Origin of the sequence: Methylocystis sp., from assembly GCF_050246715.1 — a bacterium.
Lineage (GTDB): Bacteria > Pseudomonadota > Alphaproteobacteria > Rhizobiales > Beijerinckiaceae > Methylocystis.
In genome coordinates, this window is the sequence record NZ_JBFWVN010000058.1 from 1 (window position 1) to 19247 (window position 19247).

The window sequence follows — 19247 nt, forward strand, 5'->3', positions numbered from 1 at the left end:
CCGCTCTGGTGCAGCGAAACGCAAAGCCAGCGTCAGCGGCGCACCTTGTTCAAACCGCCGAGGCCGCATAAGATTCGTCACGCAGCGGGCCGCTTCACGCTTTTCAACAGCGAACGGGACATCCCCCTGGCGCAACCCGGTGCACCGTAAGTTTGCGCGATCCCTACCGCTTTTTTACTGGGGCGATTCGAATCGCGCAGCACGCGAACTGAGTTATCGCCGCCGCCCGCTGGCGCATACCGTACGCGACACAATCGCGGATCTCGTGCGCCGCGAGCTGTTGTCAATCGAATTCCGTTATGTTGAGGACATGACGGACGAGAACCAACGTTCTCTGCAATTAATTGGGGAACTGGCGAATCGTCATATCCACCGAATGCATCTCTTGCCGCGGCTAGCGAGCATTTTGGCCGCCTGCCGTCAGAATCGCGAGCTGGCCGCAGCACTCGAAGAAGCGCTGGCCCTTGGGCGTTACGATCCAGCGCGCGGGCGCTTCCACTGGACGGGTCAACGCCCCCAATCGGCGCTCGCCAAACTGAGTAGCCTGCTCGACTATTGCTACTACGCCTCTGACGATTTCCTTGCGCGAGTGAGCTAAACATGCGTCAGCAGCGAACTAACATATGCATCATTGGCACTGGCGCCGCCGGCGGTATTTTGGCCTATCGTCTAGCTAGCGCAGGACGCGAGGTGCTATCTCTTGAGCAGGGCGCCGCAATTACCGACGACTACTTCACGAACGGCCTGCGTCCTTCGCAGGATGAGTATTTCGGCATTGCGCCAGAGCGGTCATGGAGTACGCCGCCAACTGACTTATACTTCGAGTCGAACGCTCAGGCGCGTCGACTCTATGCGTCAGCCGACTTCACCTCGACCACCCCACAGGCGGCTGCCGTTTTTCGCAACCGTCAAATCTTCCGCCTTAACGGGAAGCAGAATCTCTGGGCTGGCGTTTCGCTGCGTATGGCGCCACGCGACTTTCGCGCCCGCGATTGGGGGGAAGGCGAGCTCAATTGGCCCATCGACTATGAGGATCTTGCGCCACACTATGACGCGGTCGAACGGTTAATCGGCGTGTGCGGCACGCGCGAAGGGCTTTCAGAACTTCCCGACGGCGCGTTTTTGCCGCCGCTCCCGCTACGCTCGGTCGATTTGGCGTTGCAGTCGGCAGTGCAAGGTATGCGCGAGATTCCGATCAAGGCGATCCCTACTCGCAAAGCGATCGAGACTCGCGCGGATGAAGCCAACGCCTGCGTGCAGTGCGGTCACTGTGTGCACGGCTGCCGCTATGGGAGCATTTATAAATTCTCGAGCCGACTGCTACCTCGCATTATGGAGCGGCCAAATTACCGGATCATCTACGAAGCCAAGGTCATTCGCCTCCGCCGCGCGATGAATTCACCACGCATCGAGGCCGCCGAATGCCTTAACACCAGTACACGCGAACAATTTGAAGTCCTGGCTGACAACTTCGTAGTGTCCGCAGGCTCGTTAGAGACTGCAAGACTCCTATTAAACTCGTATGATGATGCTTGGCCTGCAGGGCTTGCCAACTCCTCGGGCTTGGTTGGTTGTTGCCTTCAGGATCATGTACGTGCGGCGGTCTCTGGCTCGCTATGGCGGCTTGGTGGCCGCAAGGCCGCAGATCCCCCCGGTGTCGGCGATCACCTTCTAATTCCGCGTTTCCTGTTCGGCGGTGGCGAGTTTCGCGGGGGCTTCCAGATTCAATGCGGCCACACTCCACCGTGGCTGCCATTTTATCTCGACGGCATGCAGGACTTGCCAGCGCGAGTGAAAGACGTCGTCGCTCGCTGGCTCTTCCCCACATATGTCGGCCTGTTCTTCATGGGTAAGCCCACTATCAGTTTTAACAATCGGTTGCACAGAAGCGATCGGCGCGATGTCCATGGCGTTCCGCAACTGGATGTAGATTATCGTTGGAGCGAGGAAGATCTTCAGATGCAGCAGGCGATGCAGCTATGGGGGAGAAGGATTCTGCGCTCCGCATCTGCGATCGGTGTGACTACCTCTCCCGACAGCTTACCTGGCAACGCCATCCACTACGCCGGCACATGCCGTATGGCGGCCGGCGCGCGCGATGGCGTCGTCGACGGAAGCTGCCGCACTTTCGATCATCCCAACCTTTTTTTTGTGCGACGGCGGAGTGATGCCGGACCTCAGCGAAAAAAACCCAACACTCACCATTATGGCCCTCGCTGACCGGCTAGCGGCGAGGTTGGCGTGAGCCAACAAGCTTGCATCACCTCCCGTTAGGTCGAAACTTCACGATTTCGTTTCGTCGTGTCGGACGAGCCGGTAAAGGTCGAAACGCCTGTCACGCAGATTGCGGACGGTGCCTTCCCGCCGGGCCCAGGCAAGATCGGAGAGATCGAGATCGGCGACGGCGATGGTCTCGACATTTTCAGTGGTTTCCGCCGCCACGCCGTCGCGCGCGAACGGGAAGTCGCAAGGCGTGAGAATGCAGGACTGGGCGTATTGCACGTCCATGTTCTCGACGCCCGGCAAATTGCCGACATTGCCCGAGAGAACGACATAGCATTGGTTTTCGATGGCGCGCGCTTGGCTGCAGTATCTCACCCGGAGATAGCCTTGACGATTGTCGGTGCAGAACGGCACGAAAAGCAGCTTTGCGCCTTCGTCGGCCAGAAGCCGGGCGAGTTCGGGAAATTCCGAATCGTAGCAGACGAGCACGCCGATCGGCCCGCAGTCGGTGTCGATGGCGCGAATCTCCTGGCCGCCCCTTATGTTCCACCAGTTGCGCTCGTTCGGCGTGGGATGAATTTTCTCCTGTGCGTGCACGGCCCCGTCACGCAAGAAAACATAGGCGACGTTGCGGATGTCGCCGTCCGCGACGCGGGTGGGATGCGAACCGCCGATGATGTTGATGTTGTACGATAGCGCCATCTGTCGCAGCGCCGCGACGAAGGGCTCCGTCCGCCGAGTCAGCGCTTCGATCGCTTCGACCGGGCCAAGACGTTTTTTTTCCAGCGCCAAAAGCTGCAGCGTGAACAGCTCCGGAAAGACGACAAAGTCCGATTTGTAGTCGGAAACGACGTCGACGAAATATTCGATATTCGCCAGAAACTCTTCAAAGCTTTTCACCGCTCGCTGCTGAAACTGAACAGTGGCCACGCGCACCCAGTCTTTCGGACGAATCGCGCTTGTCTTTGGCGTCCCCTCCTGGTCGACATAGGGGTTGCGCCAAACCATGTGGGCGGCGTAGCCGAGACTCTCATGATCGCTGGGCAGGTAGCCTTTGAGAACGCCGATAGGCTCAAAGCCGTTGCCGATTTGAAAAGTGGCGACCTGATCGCGGACCTTCTGAGTCTTGACAGCTTCGAGATAGGCCTCCGGCGTCTTGAATTCCTTGATTTTACGCGCCAGTCCCGGCAGTCGACCGCCGAAAACAATTCCCTTGAGCTCTAATTCTTCGGCGAGCCGCTTTCGCGCCTCGTAAAGCCGCTGGCCAATGCGCAAACCGCGCCAGTCCGGGTCGACGCAAACCTCCATGCCGTAGAGCCAAGGGCCGGTGGCGTCATGGCGGGAGGCATAGCCGCCGCCGGTAATTTCCGCCCAATTGTGCGGCTTCAGCGCGGTCGCTTCGTCAATGCGGAAGGTCGCGGCGTAACCGACGACGCGTCCTTCATACTCGGCCAAGAATTGGCCTTCCGGAAAAGCCGTGATCTGTCCCAGCAAATTCCCGCGCGTGTAGACAGGAAGCGATGGATAGGCGCGTTTCATCATGGCGATGATGTCGGGGACATCCCGACTGTTCGCGCGACGGATGATGAGCTGCTCCTGGGATTTGAGCGTCTTCGATTTTGTTCCCAATCTTGTTGACACCCGATACGCTCGCTTTCGTCGAGAAACTCAAATTTTACCCGACACTTCTATCGAAAGGGGCCGCCGCAAGGAAGAGATTGCACAACCGCGCGCAAAGCCTTTGGCGCCGAATGGGCGATCGGCGCACGCCGGCCAAGCAAGATTTTTTATCAGAGCGGCTCGTCGGAGAGCCGACCGAGAACGCCGCCGCGAGCGCCGGGTTCGCCCCACAATTGTCGGCGTGAAGTCGGCCCTCCCCCGCCTGCCCGGCCTCTTAAGACGATCCCCTAAGACGGCCGCGCAAGGCGTCATAGATCGGCGCGTCGCTCATCAGCGTCGGAATGAGCATGGCCGTGAAACAGGCCGCCAGCATCGGCAGCAGAAGGAGCGCGCTGCCGGTCATTTCCGTCGCCAGCACGAGCCCGGTGAGCGGCGCGCGCACGACGCCCGCGAAGAACGCGGCCATCCCGACGACCGCGAAAGCCTGCGGCTGAATGGGCAGATCCGGAAACGCCGCCCCGCAAAGGGCGCCGAAGAGCAATCCCAATTGAGCGCCTAACGTCAGCAGCGGCGCGAAAAGACCGCCCGGCGTGCCTGCCGCATAGGACAATGCGCCGAACCAAAACCTCAGTTGAAAGAGAAACGGCAGAACGAAAAGACTTGGCGAGCCAAGCAGCGCATTCTGCGTGAGATTGTCTCCGCCGCCGACGCATTCAGGCCCGAACCAGGCGATTACGCCGGTCGCCGCGCCGATCGCTGCGGCGCATGTCTCCGCCGGCAGGCCGCGCACGAGGTCCACCGCCGCCAGAGTCGCGAGCAGCGCTCTGTTGTAGGCGACCGCAACGGCCCCGCAAAGCACGCCGAGAATGAAGAACAAAGGGCCGACGGAGGGCGCGGGATATGCCAAATCCGGCAGATGAAAATCCGGCGCGTCGCCAAGAATAAGATGAGCGACGGCGATCGCCGTCGATGACGAGGCCAGCGCGGCGATGGCTATTCTGTGCTCGAATTTTTGAACCAGCTCTTCCAGGACGAAAACCGCTCCGGCCATCGGCGCATCGAACGCCGTGGCGAGGCCCGCGCCCGCGCCGGCCGCCAGCAGAACGCGGCAATCCGCCCAACAGCGGCGGAAGGCGCCGCCGAAGAGCTGGCCGATCACCGCGCCCATCTGCACGCTGGGGCCTTCGCGGCCAAGCGCGAGGCCCGAGCCGATCGCAAGGATCCCGCCAATGAATTTCACCGGCAGGAGCCTAAAAGGCGCCGGCGCCGCTTCGCCGCGCAAGACCGCTTCGACATGCGGAATGCCGCTCCCCGACGCGTGGGGCGAAAACCGCTGCACCAGCCAGGTGGCGACGGCTGCGGCCGCGGCGCAAGCGCCAACCAGCAGAACGAATCCCACCGTGGAGTGGCCGTGCGCCCAATTGACGGCCACGGCGCGAAGGTCGTCAGCGCGCATGAGCAGGAGCCGGAATAGCGCGCAGACAAGACCCGCTACGGCGCCCACCAGGAGCGCCAGTATCGCGAGAGCGGTCAGCCCGCCCTCCGAAGACGTCAAGGCCGTCGAGCGGGCCTCATAGAGGTCGCGATCAAGCATTGTCTCAGCGGTTCAGTCTGTGGGGGCGGGAGCGCCACGGCGCAGCCATAGCACAATAACAGTCGGGAGCGCGCTCCTGCGCCTCCGGAGCGCCGCAAGCGGGCTAATGCTCGCGCTTGCGCTGTCTTGTCCGAAGCAGCCTCCTTTGGCATGGTGCGCGCCAACGAAACGAAGGGAGCGCGTATGACCGGGATATTCAGGACAATCGCCGCCGTAATCTTGTTTTGCGTCGGCTTTGCGAGCCCGGCCCTGGCGCATACCCCCGACATTTCAACAGGTAAGATCGTCCCGAAGGACAATCGCGTCTTCGTCGTCGATGTCGGCTTTCTCGCCACCGACCTCGAACGGATGTTTCAGGACACGATGAGCGAACGCGCTGGCGTCGACCTTTCTCCTGCCGGCGCGCTCGAAGACGAAATCGGCAAATTCGTCGAAAAACGGGTGGCGATGCGCGATGGAACCGGCCGCGCCTGCATCGCCAGCGTCGTGAAATCCGGCGAAGACCCGGAGAATCAAGACAGCGCACTCATCGTCATGCACTTCGACTGTGGCGCAACCGACGGCGCGCTTTTCTATGACGCGACGAAGCTCCTCGCCGCGCAAGGCGCAAAGGGCAAGCATCTCGTCACGCTCGAGGGAACCGAGAACGCCGGCCAGACCATGCTCTACCCGGACGATCCGCCGCTCGATCTGTCAAAGCCGATGGAAACGACGGCGCAGCTGATGTGGAAGTTTCTGAAGGCCGGCGTCGAACATATCGTCACCGGCTATGATCATCTGTGCTTCCTGTTCGCGCTCATTCTGTGGGCCACGCGCATCTGGCCGGTGGTCAAGATCGTCACCGCCTTCACCATTTCGCATTCGATCACGCTGTCGCTCGCGGCGCTCAACATCTTCACGCTGCCCTCGACGCTGGTCGAGGCGCTGATCGCCGCCTCGATCATTTTCGTCGCGGTGGAGAATTTCTTCTCGCGCGACGTCGACAACCGCTGGCGGAACACCTTCTTCTTCGGCTTCATCCACGGCTTCGGCTTCGCCTCGGCGCTTACCGAAATGGGCGTGCCGCAGGGCGGCGTCGTGCCGGCGCTCGCCGCCTTCAACATTGGCGTCGAGCTTGGCCAGATCGCCATCGTCTTCGCGGTGATGCCGCTGCTGTTCTTCGTCGACAAGCAAACGGGCGGCAAGCGCAGCGAGAAACTCGTCTACGTCATTTCGGCGCTGATTGCGGTCGCGGGTCTCTATTGGCTGCTGGAGCGAATGGGGGTGCTTCCAGGGTGAGGCGGCGTGGGCCGCTCCCTCCTATCCCCTTACCCGCACATATTCGCCCGGCGCGTCGCAGATGAGCTTGAGCTTGCCGCCGCCGGGCTGGCGCGCGGGGACCTTCATTGGGGCCTGCGCCGTCACCCAGGCGAGCCAATACGGCCACCAGGAGCCCTTCGTCTCCTTGGCCTTCCCGATCCAGTCCTCAAAAGCGCCCTTCGCGGGACCGCCCGTCCAATATTGATATTTGTTTTTGGACGGCGGGTTGATGATCCCCGCGATATGGCCCGAGCCGGCCAATACAAAGGTTACCTCGCCGCCGAAAAATTTCGCGCCGCGAAACACCGATTGCGCCGGCGCGATATGGTCTTCCTTCGGCGCGATCTCAAAGACCGGGATGTTAACCTGACGCAGATTGACCCGCACGCCGTCAATGACCATCTCGCCGCGCGCCAGACGATTTTCGAGATAGCAGCCGCGAAGATAGAAGGAGTGATTGGCGCGCGGAATGCGCGTCGAGTCGGAATTCCAATAGAGGAGATCGAACGCCGCCGGCTCGACGCCCTTCATGTAATTGTTGACGACATAACTCCAGATGAGTTCGTTCGGCCGCAGCATGTTGAAGGCGTTGGCCATCTTGACGCCTTCGAGATAGCCGGTGCGCGCCATGCTTTCGTCGAGCGCCGCAAGGCGCGCCTCGTCGACGAAAATCTGCAGATCGCCGGCGTCCGAAAAATCGACCTGCGTCGCAAAGAAGGTCACGCTGTCGATGCGATCGTCGCCGGTCGCCGCCATATAGGCGAGCGTCAGCGCGAGCAGCGTGCCGCCGACGCAATAGCCGGCCGCCGTGACCTTGCGCTCGCCGGTCGCCTTCTCGATCACGTCGAGCGCGGTCAGCACGCCTTCGTGCATATAGGCCTCGAAGCCCTTCGTGGCCTTGGTCTCGTCGGGATTAACCCATGAGATGATGAAGACGGTGAAGCCCTGCTCGACCGCCCAGCGCACGAAGCTTTTTTCGGCGTTGAGATCGAGCACATAGAATTTGTTGATCCAGGGCGGCGTGATGAGCAGCGGCCGCGCATAAACCTCCGCCGTTGTCGGCTCATATTGGATGAGCTCCATCACGTCGTTGCGCCAGATCACCTTGCCCGGCGTATTCGCCAGATCGACGCCAAGCTCGAATTTTTGAGCTGCACTCTGACGAATCTTCAGCACGCCGCCGCCTGCCGAAATATCCTCCGCGAGCATCTTCAGGCCACGGACAAGATTCTCGCCCTTGGCGTCGATTGTCGCGCGCAAGAGTTCGGGATTGGTCGGCACGAAATTCGATGGCGAGACCGCGCTCGAGATCAGCCGCGCATAAAACGCGGCCCGCGCCTTGGTCTGCGGGTCGAGGCCTTCGGCCTTCTCCACCATCTCGCCGGCCCAGCGCGCCGTCAGCAGATAGGATTGCCGCAGCCAATCGAAAAACGGGTTCTCTTTCCATTCCGGCGCGGCGAATCGCTTGTCGGTGAGATCGGACGGGACGATCGGGGGGACATCCTCCCCGCTGTAGCGGCGCATCGTCTGCTGCCAAATGGTGCTCAATCCGCTGTAAAGATCGGCCTGGGCCACCGCGGCGCGTTCGGGCTTCGACAGCCACCATTCGGCGACGGCGCCGAGCGTCTTGGTGGCGTCGGCGACGCTCGCGGCGAGTTCGCTGCGCGCTTCCTCGGGATTGGCGCCGCCGATCGCCGCGGCAAGCGCCTTGCGCCCCTGGTCGACGAGCTGCGCCATGTTTTCGGCGAGCGCATCGAAATCGAGACGGCCAAAGGCCTCGATATTGGCAGGCAATGGCGCGCCCGCGCCATCAGGCTTCGCAGGGCGGACAATGGGCGCGGGAACGCTTACGGGCGCAGGCGGCTCCGCCGCAGGCTTTTTCCTGGCTTTGCGTGGCGCCTTCTTTGGCGGCTTCGCCTTAGCGCGCGTAGTGTCCATTTCCCCTGGACCGCGTCCCGTTCGGCTGGCCGCGGGGTCCTGGTCCTCAGTCGCGCTCATGCCCTAAACCGCCTGTGTCCAAATGAGGAGCCGCCGCGCCGCATCGTCGGCTCTTACTCGTCTAACAATTGCCCGTCGATGAGAAAAGCTCTACCGGCCAAGCCGGCAGCAGCGGCGTCTCGGGACATAAGCTCTAAATATTACAATGCAATATTGATGCTGCCGCGCCGCAACGCGTCTGCGAAGCAGGTAGGCGAAATGGTCGCAGGCGGGCGAATGGAGGCCGGGGATGGCGCTACGCGACCCCGGCGCTATCCAATAGGGCGAGGTTCGAAGACGATGGCAGGCCATGCGCGGCGGCGACAGGCGCGGAAAGTATCCGCCCGCCGGAAATCTCCAGTCCCGCCCGAAGATGGGGATCCTCCTCCACCGCGCGCCGCCAGCCCTTGTTGGCGAGCGCCAGCACGAAAGGCAGCGTGGCGTTGTTGAGCGCGAAAGTCGAGGTGCGCGGGGCGATTCCGGGCATGTTGGTGACGCAGTAATGCACGACGCCGTCGACGACATAGACCGGGTCGGAATGGCTGGTCGGCCGCGATGTCTCGCAGCAGCCGCCCTGGTCGATCGCGACGTCGACGATCACCGCGCCGCGCTTCATCGTCGCGAGCATGTCGCGCGTGATCAGGATCGGCGCCCTGGCGCCCGGCGTGAGCGCCGCACAGATGACGAGATCGGCGCGCTTCGCCGACTCGGCGATCGCCGCACGGGTCGAATAAATGGTGCGGGCCGCGAAGCCGAAACGCGTCTCGAGCCGCCGGAGCGCGTCGGGGTTGCGGTCGGCGACAAGCACGCTCGCGCCCATGCCGAGCGCGATCGCCGCCGCCTGCACGCCGACGCTTCCGGCGCCGAGGATGAGAACGTCGGCAGGCGGCGCGCCCGGCGCGCCGGCGAGCAACACGCCGCGGCCGCCCGCCTGCTTTTCAAGAAAATGTGCGCCGACTTGCGTGGCGAGACGCCCGGCGATTTCCGACATTGGCGCGAGCAACGGCAGTCCGCCGCCCGGCGCGGTGACCGTCTCATAGGCGATGCAATGGGCGCCGCTCGCCATCAGCGCGCGCGTGAGTTCAACGTCCGCGGCGAGATGGAAATAGGCGAACAGCGCATGGTCGGGGCGCAGATAGGCGATTTCGCGCCGCTGCGGCTCCTTCACCTTCACAATCAGTTGCGATGCGGCAAAGAGCGCTTCAGGACCGTCGACGAGCCTCGCGCCCCCGGCGACGTAATCCGAATCGGACAGATCGGCGCCTTCGCCGGCGCCGCGTTCGATGAAGACCTCATGTCCCGCGTGGACGAGTTCAGCGACAGAAGACGGCGTCAGTCCCACGCGATATTCATTGTCTTTCGTCTCTCTCGGCGCGCCGACACGCATTTCCGACTCCAAAATAGCGGCGGCGACCTCGGTAAAAATCTCGCCGTGGAGGAATATATGCAAATGGACGTCTTGCGCGACAAGAGCAAAGCTCAAGCAACTTTTAAAAACGGGAGGAGAAGAAATGCCGACCATCAATACGGACAAAGTCTGTTTCGTCGTCGTCAAGGCGCGTGAGCTTGAAAGCGAAGACGAAGGCGTCGAGGCTGACGCTTCGAACGCCACGGACGACGGTTTTGTCAGCGTGCTGACCGAGGAGGCTTTCGCCAGCACGCGCGACGAGATTTCCTCCTTTATCGACTCCATGGACATCGACGAACAGATCGAGCTCGTCGCGTTGATGTGGGTGGGACGCGGCGACTTCGCCGAGAGCGAATGGAACGAGGCCGTGGCGCAGGCGCGAGCGCGGCATGAAGGCCCGACATCAGCCTATCTGCTCGGCGTTCCGCTGCTTGCTTCATTTCTCGAGGGCGGGCTCGCCGAATTTGGCGAAAGCTGCGAGCTTTATGCCGCCGACCGGCAATGAGCGCGTCGTGAAGCGGAGGGCAGAGCGGCCCCTGCGACGAGACGAAGCAATGCCGGACAGAACCTAGATACGGCGGCGAAAGCGACCATATTTACCCTCATGCGGCGAAGCATTGAGGAGATGCCCATGAATCGCAGAATCTTTGCAACAGCGCTGGCTCTATCCATCGCCGCTTTTTTCGCTCCGCGACTGGCCCACGCGGAAGATCATCTGGCTGAGGCCATCACCCACACCAAACAGGCGATCAGCGAAGGCAAGGCGGGAAAGGCCGATGCGCTGACGACTCATGCGGAAGAGGCGCTGAAGCACGCAAAGGCGGCTGAGGCCGAGAAAGCCAATGAGCATACCAAACAGGGCATAACGCACCTTGAAGCAGCGATTGATCACGGCAAGCAGAAACATGCCGACGTCGCGACCAAACATGCCGAAGAAGCACTGACTCATCTCGAGGCCGCGCAGAAATAGAAGCGTCGCCTTCGACGAGATGAAAGAGCGGTCTTTGACGGCCGCTCTTTTTTGTGATCGCGCCGTCATGACAGCGGCGCGCGGATCGCTTATGGACATCATGGCGCCGCATCCGCCGATGGACCATTGATGAAGCTTTCCTCCTCGCTGCTGCGCGCCAAATCGATCGAGTCGCTACAAGCCGAAGCCGACCGGCCGGGCGGTTTCCGTCGCGTGCTCGGCGTTTGGCAGCTCACCGGAATCGGCCTTGGCGGACTGATCGGCGTCGGCATTTTCGTATTGACCGGCGTCGTCGCGGCGACTCAGGCGGGGCCGGGCGTCGCCCTCTCCTTCCTGATCGCCGGCGTCGCCAGCGCCGCAGCGGCGCTCTCCTACGCCGAATTCGCCGGCATGATTCCCGTCGCCGGCAGCGCCTACACATATGCCTACGCCGTGCTTGGCGAACTCGCCGCCTGGATCATCGGCTGGGACCTTTTGCTCGAATATGCGCTCGTCGTCGCCGTTGTGGCGATCGGCTGGTCGGCCTATCTGCAGGCGCTCCTCGCGCAATTCGGCCTCGCTCTCCCAGAATGGGCGAGCGGCGCATCGGGAACGGGCCCCGACCGCGTCGTCGATCTCTTCGCCGCGCTCGGCGCGCTAGGCGTCGCAGGCCTCCTAACGCTGCGCATCGAACTCGGCGCCCGCTTCAACACGGCGATGGTCGTCATCAAAATCGCCGCCGCGCTCTTGGTGATCGCGGCAGGCATTCCTTATGTGCGCGTCGAGAACTGGACGCCCTTCATGCCCTTCGGCTTTTCGGGCGTAGCGCAGGGCGCGGCGGTCGTGTTCTTCGCCGTGTTCGGCTATGACACGCTAACCACCGCCGCCGAGGAAGCCCGCGCGCCGCAGCGGGACGTGCCACGCGCGGTTCTCCTGTCGCTCGTCGTGGCGCTCACCCTCTATATCGCGATGTCGCTCGTGCTCACCGGCGTCGTGCGTTACGACACGCTCGACAATCCGGCGCCAGTTGCGACGGCCTTCGCCGCGCTCGGCCTGCGCTGGGTCGCTTTCATCGTGTCGCTTGCGGCGGTCGCCGGCATCATCAGCGTGATGCTCGCCTTTCTCCTCGCCTGCGCGCGCATCTGGTTCGCCATGAGCCGCGACGGGCTGCTTCCCGCCTGGTTCGCCAAGCTCCATCCGCGCTTTCAGACGCCCTATCGGCCGACGCTGATCGCCGGCGCGCTGACCGCGCTCGTCGCCGCGCTCTATCCGATCAAGGAAGTGGCGGAGCTGGTGAACATCGGCACGCTCTCGGCCTTCGTCGTCATCTGTTCGGCGATCATCGTGCTGCGCCGCACGCGTCCCGACGCGCGCCGCAGCTTTCGCGCGCCTTTCGTTCCCTTCACGCCGCTCGTCGGCGTCGGCTTCTCGATTTGGCTTCTATCCCGCCTGCCGGCTATCGCCTGGGAACGTTTCGCAATTTGGATGGCGATCGGCCTCATCCTTTATTTTTTCTATGGGCGAAAGCGGAGTCTGCTGGCGCGCGAAAATCCGCCAACGGATCATCGCGACGCTTCTACATGACGCGACCTACGCAAGCGCGACATGAGCGCTATCCTCAAATGCGCTTGGGGTTTAACGTCGTCGCCTTCGCCTTCCTGAAGCTCTACCGCGCCGCCGGATGATGCAAGACGCATGGCGCTCTGGACAGTTCGCATGGTTTCATATTGTCTATTAACGCGGTTCGGCGACGGGGGCCGATGCCGCAGGCGGGGCCGTAAGATTTGATCGGCCTCGCTTAGCGGCGTGCCGCGCGTCGCCCGGCAATTGCGTAATTGAACTACTCGGAAACGTGTCGGATCTTGCATGAAAAGCGGCTCTGCGAAGGCGTCCAATCCCCATGCACAGCAAGGCGAAATATCCCCAACCCAAACAGCGCTCGGCGATTCTGGAGAGCACGCGCAATCTTAAAATGGCGCGCTCGGCGCATCGTTATGTGCGCGGCTCCACCGTCATGTTTTGCGAATGGCTGGACAAAATCCAAGCTGGCGCGATTCCGGAGGGACCGTCGATATGGATTTGCGGCGATTGTCATGTTGGAAATCTCGGCCCGGTCGCCAACCACCGAGGCGCCATCGAAATTCAGATCAGAGATCTCGACCAGACCGTCATCGGCAATCCGGCGCATGATCTTTTGCGCCTGGCGCTATCGCTCGCTTCTGCGGCGCGCGGCTCTGACCTTCCCGGCGTGACGACCGCGCTGATGCTGGAAGCCATGATGGAGGGCTACGAGAAATCCTTCGCGCCGGATTTCGACGAAGAAAGCGACCTCCCGATACCCGATACTGTCCGGCTTATCATTCGTCAGCCGGCCGCCGCGACGTGGAAAACCTTGGCGAACGAACGCATCGACGGCCCAAAGCCGCAAATTCCCTTAGGGCGTCGTTTCTGGCCCATTTCTAAACAGGAAAATAACCAACTCACGCAGCTTACCCAGAGTGACGAAATTCGACGCCTGGCGACCATGCTTGGATCGCGCGATGACGATGCGGTCGTCAAGCTGCAGGACGCCGCATATTGGATGAAAGGCTGTAGCTCGCTTGGACTGCTGAGATACGCGGCCATACTGTCTGTTGGCCATCGTCGATCGGACAAGCAATATTGCCTCATGGATTTCAAAGAGGCGAAGGCCGCCGCAGCGCCACGCGCAAAAGGCGCGAAAATGCCGCAAAACCATGCGGAGCGCATTGTCGAAGGCGCGCGTTATCTTTCGCCCTATCTCGGCAAACGCGTCCGCGCGACAACCCTGCTGGGCAAGGCGGTTTTTGTCAGAGAGCTTCTTCCTCAAGACCTTAAAGTGGAAGTCGAGCAGTTGACGGCGCAGGAAGCGACCAGAATCGCCGCCTATCTTGCCGCGGTGGTCGGCAAGGCGCACTGCCGCCAGCTGGATGCGGCGTCGAGGAAGCAATGGCTGGCGGAACTCGAACGCAATCGCACGTCGCAGCTTGATGCGCCGACCTGGCTGTGGAAGGGGGTCGTTGAACTCCTCGGCATACACGAAAGGGCATATCTGGAACATTGTCGCAAATATGCGCTGAGCGCGCGAGAAAGCGAACACGCTTGCTAAGCGCGAGACCGCAGCGCCGATAAACATTTTGCTGAGTCTGCTGTCGCTTCGCCTGCCCCCGCTTAAAAATTTCTCGTATTCTCTATCGCTTCCCGGCCTTCTACATTGAGCCTATCGCCGTCCTCTGGTTGCGACGTCGATTTCTGAAGCACGAGAGGATCGGCGCTATGTCGAAGGGCCGGCATGACGAGTCCGCCTGGTGGGTGAACGTCGTCACGCATGACGACGCGGACACGGCGACCGAAACGACCGGCTTAACGAGCGACGAGGCGCGCGCGCGTCTTGCCGAATTTGGCCCCAATTTGTTCGACGTTCGTCAACAGCAGCCTTTGTTCCTGCAATTTCTTTCGCGCTTCAGGAATCCGCTGGTCATTCTGCTGCTCGTCGCCAGCGCAATTTCCGCCTTCACCGGAGAAGTCGCCAATTTTACGATTATTTCGACGATCGTTCTGTTCAGCGTCACGCTGGACTTTATTCAAGAGCGTCGCGCCGGAAAAGCCGCGGAATGGTTGCGTCAGTCGGTCTCCGTGCGCGCCAAGATCATTCGCGACGGCCGGCAAATCGAGGCGCCCGTCGCCGACGTCGTCCCGGGGGACATCGCCCTATTGTCGGCCGGCGACATGATTCCCGCTGACGGACTGATTTTGGAAGCGCGCGATCTCTTCGTCAAACAAGCGCTGCTGACCGGCGAGCCCTATCCCGTCGAGAAACGGCCGGGGCCGCTTGGCGCCGACGCAACGGAAATCCAGGACGCCGCCAACGCGGTGTTCATGGGGACCAGCGTGATCAGCGGCAGCGCCAAGATACGCGTGGTGAAAACCGGCGCCGACACGGCGATCGGCGCCGTCGCGGAACGCGTCAGGCGTCAGCCGCCGCCGTCGGCCTTCGAGATCGGGACGCATCGCTTTGGCTTGCTCATCATGCGGCTCACGATCCTTCTCGTGTTGTTCGTCCTCCTGGTCAACGTAACGCTGCACAAGCCATGGCTCGAATCATTCCTGTTTGCCGTTGCGCTCGCCGTAGGCCTCACGCCCGAATTGTTGCCCATGGTGGTGTCGGTCACCCTGTCGCGCGGCGCGCTGCACATGGCGAAGCGGCGCGTCATCGTCAAGCGATTGTCGGCGATTCAAAATTTGGGATCGATGGACATTCTCTGCACCGACAAGACCGGCACATTGACCGAGGCGAAGATCAGGCTGGAGCGTCATGTGGACGCGGCGGGGCGGCCCAGCGACCGCGTTCTCGAACTCGCTTATCTGAACAGTTTTTTTGAAACCGGCCTGAGAAGCCCTCTGGACGACGCGATCCTCGAGCACCGAAACATCGACGTGCATGAATGGAAGAAGATCGACGAAGTTCCGTTCGATTTTGAGCGGCGGCGCGTCTCGGTGCTCGTCGAAAAGGAGAGAGAACGATTACTGGTGGTCAAGGGCGCCGCCGAGGAAATCATCGCGCTCTGCAGTCTCTATCAAGATTCGCAAAATGGCGGGCAACGCCCGCTCGACCCATCGGCGCTTGCCGAGATCAACGCTAATCGAATCGCCCTCGAAAAGGACGGCTTTCGGGTGTTGGGCATCGCCCGGCGACGCGTTCCGCCTGACCGCCAGCATGCAGAGGTCGGCGACGAGGCTGAGCTGGTGTTCGAGGGCTTTGCAGGATTTCTTGATCCTCCCAAAGCAAGCGCAGGTCCCGCGCTCGCGGCCCTCGCCGCGAGCGGCGTTTCGGTAAAGATCGTGACCGGCGACAGCGAATTGGTCACGCAGCATGTCTGCGCCAGTCTGAATATCGCCGTCGAGGGAGTGCTGACCGGCAAAGAGATCAGCGAAATGGACGACTCGGCGCTGCATGTCAGAGCGGAGCAGACCAATCTCTTTTGCCGCGTCAATCCTTCGCAGAAGGATCGGATCATTCTGGCGCTTAAGGCGCGCGACCACGTCGTCGGCTATTTAGGCGACGGCATCAATGACGCGCCGTCCCTGCATTCGGCCGATGTCGGCCTGTCGGTCGATTCAGCCGTCGACGTCGCCAAGGAAGCGGCCGACATGATCCTGCTCGACCAGGATTTGCACGTCCTTCATGAAGGGGTGTTGGAGGGCCGCCGAACCTTCGCCAACGTCATGAAATATATCATGATGGGCACCAGCTCGAATTTCGGCAACATGTTCAGCATGGCGGCCGCCTCGCTCTTGTTGCCCTTCTTGCCGATGCTGCCCACGCAAATTCTTCTCAACAACATCCTTTACGATCTTTCCGAAGTGCCGATCCCCTTGGACGATGTCGACGTCGAGGACGTTTGCAGACCGCAAGTTCTCGACATGAGCTTTATTCGCAACTTCATGCTGGTCATCGGTCCGATCAGCTCCGCCTTTGACTTTCTGACCTTTTACGTCCTGTTGTTCGTGCTGAACGCCGATGAGAAATTGTTTCACACCGGCTGGTTCGTCGAATCGCTCTCCACTCAGGTCCTGGTGATCTTCATCATTCGCACGCGCGGCAATCCGTTTAAGAGTCGCGCCAATCCTGTCCTCGTCGCAACGTCATGCGCGATCGCCATCATCGGCGCATCGCTGCCGTTCAGCCCGCTGGCCGCCTATTTCGGATTCGAGCCGCCGCCGGGCGAATTTTATTTGATTCTCGCCGCGATGGTGGTCGCCTATCTCGCGATCGTTCAACTCGCCAAAATAGGCTTTTATCGCTGGTTCAAGCCGTCGCCCCCGCCGGCGCAGGCGAGTTCATAATTCATCCGACCGACCGGCTTGTTCGAAGGAGGAGATTCGATCGTCAGAAGGAGCTGAGAGCTCGCGCCACAGAAGCATCAATGGGGCCATGATCGCCGGCCCAAGGAAGAGGCCAAGAAGCTGCAATCGTTCGACGCCGCCAAGGATGCCGAGCAAAACCCATAGAAACGGCAGCTTGGTCACGCCGCCGATCAGCCTCGGCCGCACAAAGTGATCCGCTAAGAAGATGACGAGCGTTCCGGCCAACGCCACGATCATCGCCGGCGCGATCCCTCCGGCGCCAAGCAAAGTCACGGCCGCGACGGCAATGGCGATTCCCGCGGCGAAAGGAATCATTGCGGCGACCGCGGTCGCCATAGCGAACAAAACCGGGTGTGGCAGATTGGTCAGGTAATAGACGACGCCCATCAGCAAACCCTCCCCGATCCCCACGAAGACCAGTCCGGCTACCGTACCGTGCACAGAGGCGGCCATTTGGAGGGCGACGCGCTCGCCTCTGTCGCCGAACAGCTTGCGCGAAGCCGAGCGGCATTGCGCCGAAATATGTTCGCCGTGACGAAACAGAAACAACAGAGTCAGTAGGGATACGCCAAAGATCACTGCGCGATGCAGCACATCGGCGCCGAGATGCGCGCCGAGCTCACGAAGCCATGACGTGTTGACCTTGGCGACGATCTCTTTGGCCCATCCGGCATGGGACAAATGATCGCTCCACCAACTCGCGAGCCATTGGCCGACGTAAGGAAGGCGCGTGACGAAATCTGGCGCCGGAATTCCGGATTTTTCTGCTTCTCGACCGTAATCGATGAGGTCGCGCAACTCGCGCACCGCATCAACCGCAAGAATCGCGACCGGAAGAAAGACCGCGAGGCCAATGAGCGCGGTAAAGACAATCGGCAAAATATCCTTGGCCGCCCAAGGCGGCGCCCGCCGCCGCGCGCGTTCGTAGATCGGCCACAGCGCCACCGCCAGAACGAGCGCCCAGGCCAAGGCGCGAAGGTAATTTTCCAGCACGTAAAGGCCGAGTGCGACGAGCGTCGCGGAAAGAAACAGCCGCGCAACGGTTTCTCGCCAGGAAAGCGCTTCGATAACGCCCAGTCGGCGTGCGTTTTCGTCCGCCTGCGCACCGGCGAGTTCTCGACCTGTCTCCATTCGCCGCTCCTCGATTGTTTCGCAGCTATTGTTTCGCGGTTCTTGAAGCTCGTCACGACCGCCCACGACGGCTTTGCCTGATTGGCCCCGAATGTGGCTAAGCGAGAAGCGAACTTAAGCGGTTCGTTTGGCGCTCGCCAAACCCGCCGCCGCGACAAGATAGAATGCGCCCGTCAGATGATTGCGCAAACGCCCTCTTGTCCCCAGAAGCCCCCGAAGCCGATCGGCGAGGATCGCCCAACAAGAATCCAGCGCCGACATGACGATGAGAAACGACAGGCACAACATTGCAAGCTGCAGCATGACGTCGCCCTCGGGCGTCACGAATTGAGGAAAGAAAGCGCCGTAGAACAGCAGGGTCTTGGGATTGGACGACGACACCAGAAAACCGCGCAGAAAGATCGACCGCGCCGACCGAGGCTGCGGCTGGACCCTGCTAAGGTCGATGACAGGCGCGCGCCACGCCTGAACACCGAGATAGACCAGATAAGCAACGCCTGCCCAACGAATCCATTCGATCATTTCGCCAGCAAGGGTGAGAACCCCGGTCATGCCGAGCACGGTCAACGCGAGCTGCGGCGCCATCGCAACACTGGTTCCCAGAACGGTGATCAATCCAAACCGTCGCCCGTATGCGACCGAGTTCGCAGTGATGAGCGCGACATTCGGTCCCGGCAGGATCGCAAGAGCGACGGTCGCGGCGATAAAGGCCGCAAAGGCTTCGAACGGCATGGAATGTCTCCGGGCTGGCCAGGCGAGAATGGCGGATGAATCCGGAACAGGCCAGCCGTCAATTGTCGGATTGAATCACTCTCACTGCTTCGGCAAAGCTGTGGCGGATGGCGCCCGAAAAACAAAGCGCTTTTAGAACCTCGTCCAATCCTGTCGACGCGATCGGCGCGGAAAAGTTCACGCTCACGCGCCGTTGCCAATTATTGCGATCCGCGCTGACGATTCTGGCGCAGAGCGTTGGAAATGGCGGCGAAACACATAGCCGCGCGGGCTATGCTATACTTCGTCCCGACGAGGGGCGTTCTAGAGGGTGTTATGTACTTTCGGGAGGGATGGGTTTAATGGAATCGGATGGTTCCGATTCGCAAGCCTTATCCGTCTGATATCAGTGATGAAGAATGGTCGTTGGTTGCGCCGTATCTGACGCT

14 protein-coding genes are annotated in these 19247 nt (G+C 61.4%); 8 read left to right on the plus strand and 6 right to left on the minus strand.

What is annotated here, in order from left to right; all coding sequences use genetic code 11:
- Together AB7I51_RS14965 and AB7I51_RS14970 are read left to right on the plus strand one after the other, a co-directional pair.
- On the plus strand, positions 1 to 598 hold a 598-nt coding region (locus tag AB7I51_RS14965; RefSeq protein ID WP_428405112.1), incomplete at its 5' end, for a hypothetical protein.
- 2 nt (positions 599 to 600) lie between these two features.
- Positions 601 to 2220, plus strand: coding sequence for a GMC oxidoreductase (locus AB7I51_RS14970; protein WP_428405113.1), 1620 nt, complete (start codon positions 601 to 603; stop codon positions 2218 to 2220).
- A 63-nt stretch (positions 2221 to 2283) separates the two neighbouring features.
- Here the strand turns inward: AB7I51_RS14970 and AB7I51_RS14975 are convergent, their stop codons facing one another.
- Together AB7I51_RS14975 and clcA are read right to left on the minus strand one after the other, a co-directional pair.
- Positions 2284 to 3864 (minus strand): GNAT family N-acetyltransferase, encoded by a 1581-nt coding sequence (locus AB7I51_RS14975; RefSeq protein ID WP_428405114.1) that lies wholly within the window; start codon positions 3862 to 3864, stop codon positions 2284 to 2286.
- Positions 3865 to 4117: 253 nt separating this feature from the next.
- The gene (clcA, locus tag AB7I51_RS14980; RefSeq protein WP_428405115.1) at positions 4118 to 5437 is read right to left on the minus strand and encodes a H(+)/Cl(-) exchange transporter ClcA; all 1320 of its coding nucleotides are present in this window, start codon (positions 5435 to 5437) and stop codon (positions 4118 to 4120) included.
- Between the two features lie 183 nt (positions 5438 to 5620).
- Between clcA and AB7I51_RS14985 the strand changes: the two genes are divergently transcribed.
- Positions 5621 to 6715, plus strand: a complete 1095-nt coding sequence (locus AB7I51_RS14985; RefSeq protein WP_428405116.1) for a HupE/UreJ family protein — start codon at positions 5621 to 5623, stop codon at positions 6713 to 6715.
- A 21-nt stretch (positions 6716 to 6736) separates the two neighbouring features.
- Here AB7I51_RS14985 and AB7I51_RS14990 read toward each other — a convergent pair whose 3' ends face one another.
- Together AB7I51_RS14990 and ald are read right to left on the minus strand one after the other, a co-directional pair.
- Positions 6737 to 8674, minus strand: coding sequence for a PHA/PHB synthase family protein (locus tag AB7I51_RS14990; protein ID WP_428405123.1), 1938 nt, complete (start codon positions 8672 to 8674; stop codon positions 6737 to 6739).
- Between the two features lie 295 nt (positions 8675 to 8969).
- Entirely contained in the window at positions 8970 to 10100 is a 1131-nt protein-coding gene (gene ald / locus AB7I51_RS14995; RefSeq protein WP_428405124.1) for an alanine dehydrogenase, read from the minus strand.
- A gap of 124 nt (positions 10101 to 10224) precedes the next feature.
- Between ald and AB7I51_RS15000 the strand changes: the two genes are divergently transcribed.
- The 5 genes from AB7I51_RS15000 to mgtA all read left to right on the plus strand — a co-directional run bounded on the left by AB7I51_RS15000 (position 10225) and on the right by mgtA (position 16935).
- Positions 10225 to 10626, plus strand: coding sequence for a DUF3775 domain-containing protein (locus AB7I51_RS15000; protein WP_428405117.1), 402 nt, complete (start codon positions 10225 to 10227; stop codon positions 10624 to 10626).
- Positions 10627 to 10752: 126 nt separating this feature from the next.
- On the plus strand, positions 10753 to 11091 hold the full coding sequence (gene smbP / locus AB7I51_RS15005) for a small metal-binding protein SmbP (RefSeq protein ID WP_428405125.1): 339 nt from the start codon (positions 10753 to 10755) through the stop codon (positions 11089 to 11091).
- 129 nt (positions 11092 to 11220) lie between these two features.
- Positions 11221 to 12654, plus strand: a complete 1434-nt coding sequence (locus AB7I51_RS15010; protein WP_428405118.1) for an amino acid permease — start codon at positions 11221 to 11223, stop codon at positions 12652 to 12654.
- Between the two features lie 316 nt (positions 12655 to 12970).
- Entirely contained in the window at positions 12971 to 14197 is a 1227-nt protein-coding gene (locus AB7I51_RS15015) for a DUF2252 family protein (protein ID WP_428405119.1), read from the plus strand.
- 167 nt (positions 14198 to 14364) lie between these two features.
- Complete coding sequence (gene mgtA, locus AB7I51_RS15020) at positions 14365 to 16935, plus strand: magnesium-translocating P-type ATPase (RefSeq protein WP_428405120.1); 2571 nt, start codon at positions 14365 to 14367, stop codon at positions 16933 to 16935.
- On the opposite strand, the gene AB7I51_RS15025 is transcribed toward mgtA, so the two are convergent.
- Complete coding sequence (locus AB7I51_RS15025) at positions 16930 to 18087, minus strand: AI-2E family transporter (RefSeq protein WP_428405121.1); 1158 nt, start codon at positions 18085 to 18087, stop codon at positions 16930 to 16932. The two genes, mgtA and AB7I51_RS15025, sit on opposite strands and share 6 nt — an antisense overlap.
- Positions 18088 to 18201: 114 nt before the next feature.
- On the minus strand, positions 18202 to 18819 hold the full coding sequence (locus tag AB7I51_RS15030) for a LysE family translocator (protein WP_428405122.1): 618 nt from the start codon (positions 18817 to 18819) through the stop codon (positions 18202 to 18204).
- Positions 18820 to 19247 lie beyond the last annotated feature (428 nt).

Coding starts and splice junctions, on each gene's coding strand:
- AB7I51_RS14990 (WP_428405123.1), bottom strand. CDS start 8,674: ATGGACACTACGCGCGCTAAGGCGAAGCCGCCAAAGAAGGCGCCACGC.
- AB7I51_RS15010 (WP_428405118.1), top strand. CDS start 11,221: ATGAAGCTTTCCTCCTCGCTGCTGCGCGCCAAATCGATCGAGTCGCTA.
- AB7I51_RS15025 (WP_428405121.1), bottom strand. CDS start 18,087: ATGGAGACAGGTCGAGAACTCGCCGGTGCGCAGGCGGACGAAAACGCA.
- clcA (WP_428405115.1), bottom strand. CDS start 5,437: ATGCTTGATCGCGACCTCTATGAGGCCCGCTCGACGGCCTTGACGTCT.
- AB7I51_RS15000 (WP_428405117.1), top strand. CDS start 10,225: ATGCCGACCATCAATACGGACAAAGTCTGTTTCGTCGTCGTCAAGGCG.
- smbP (WP_428405125.1), top strand. CDS start 10,753: ATGAATCGCAGAATCTTTGCAACAGCGCTGGCTCTATCCATCGCCGCT.
- AB7I51_RS14985 (WP_428405116.1), top strand. CDS start 5,621: ATGACCGGGATATTCAGGACAATCGCCGCCGTAATCTTGTTTTGCGTC.
- AB7I51_RS15015 (WP_428405119.1), top strand. CDS start 12,971: ATGCACAGCAAGGCGAAATATCCCCAACCCAAACAGCGCTCGGCGATT.
- AB7I51_RS15030 (WP_428405122.1), bottom strand. CDS start 18,819: ATGCCGTTCGAAGCCTTTGCGGCCTTTATCGCCGCGACCGTCGCTCTT.
- ald (WP_428405124.1), bottom strand. CDS start 10,100: ATGCGTGTCGGCGCGCCGAGAGAGACGAAAGACAATGAATATCGCGTG.
- mgtA (WP_428405120.1), top strand. CDS start 14,365: ATGTCGAAGGGCCGGCATGACGAGTCCGCCTGGTGGGTGAACGTCGTC.
- AB7I51_RS14970 (WP_428405113.1), top strand. CDS start 601: ATGCGTCAGCAGCGAACTAACATATGCATCATTGGCACTGGCGCCGCC.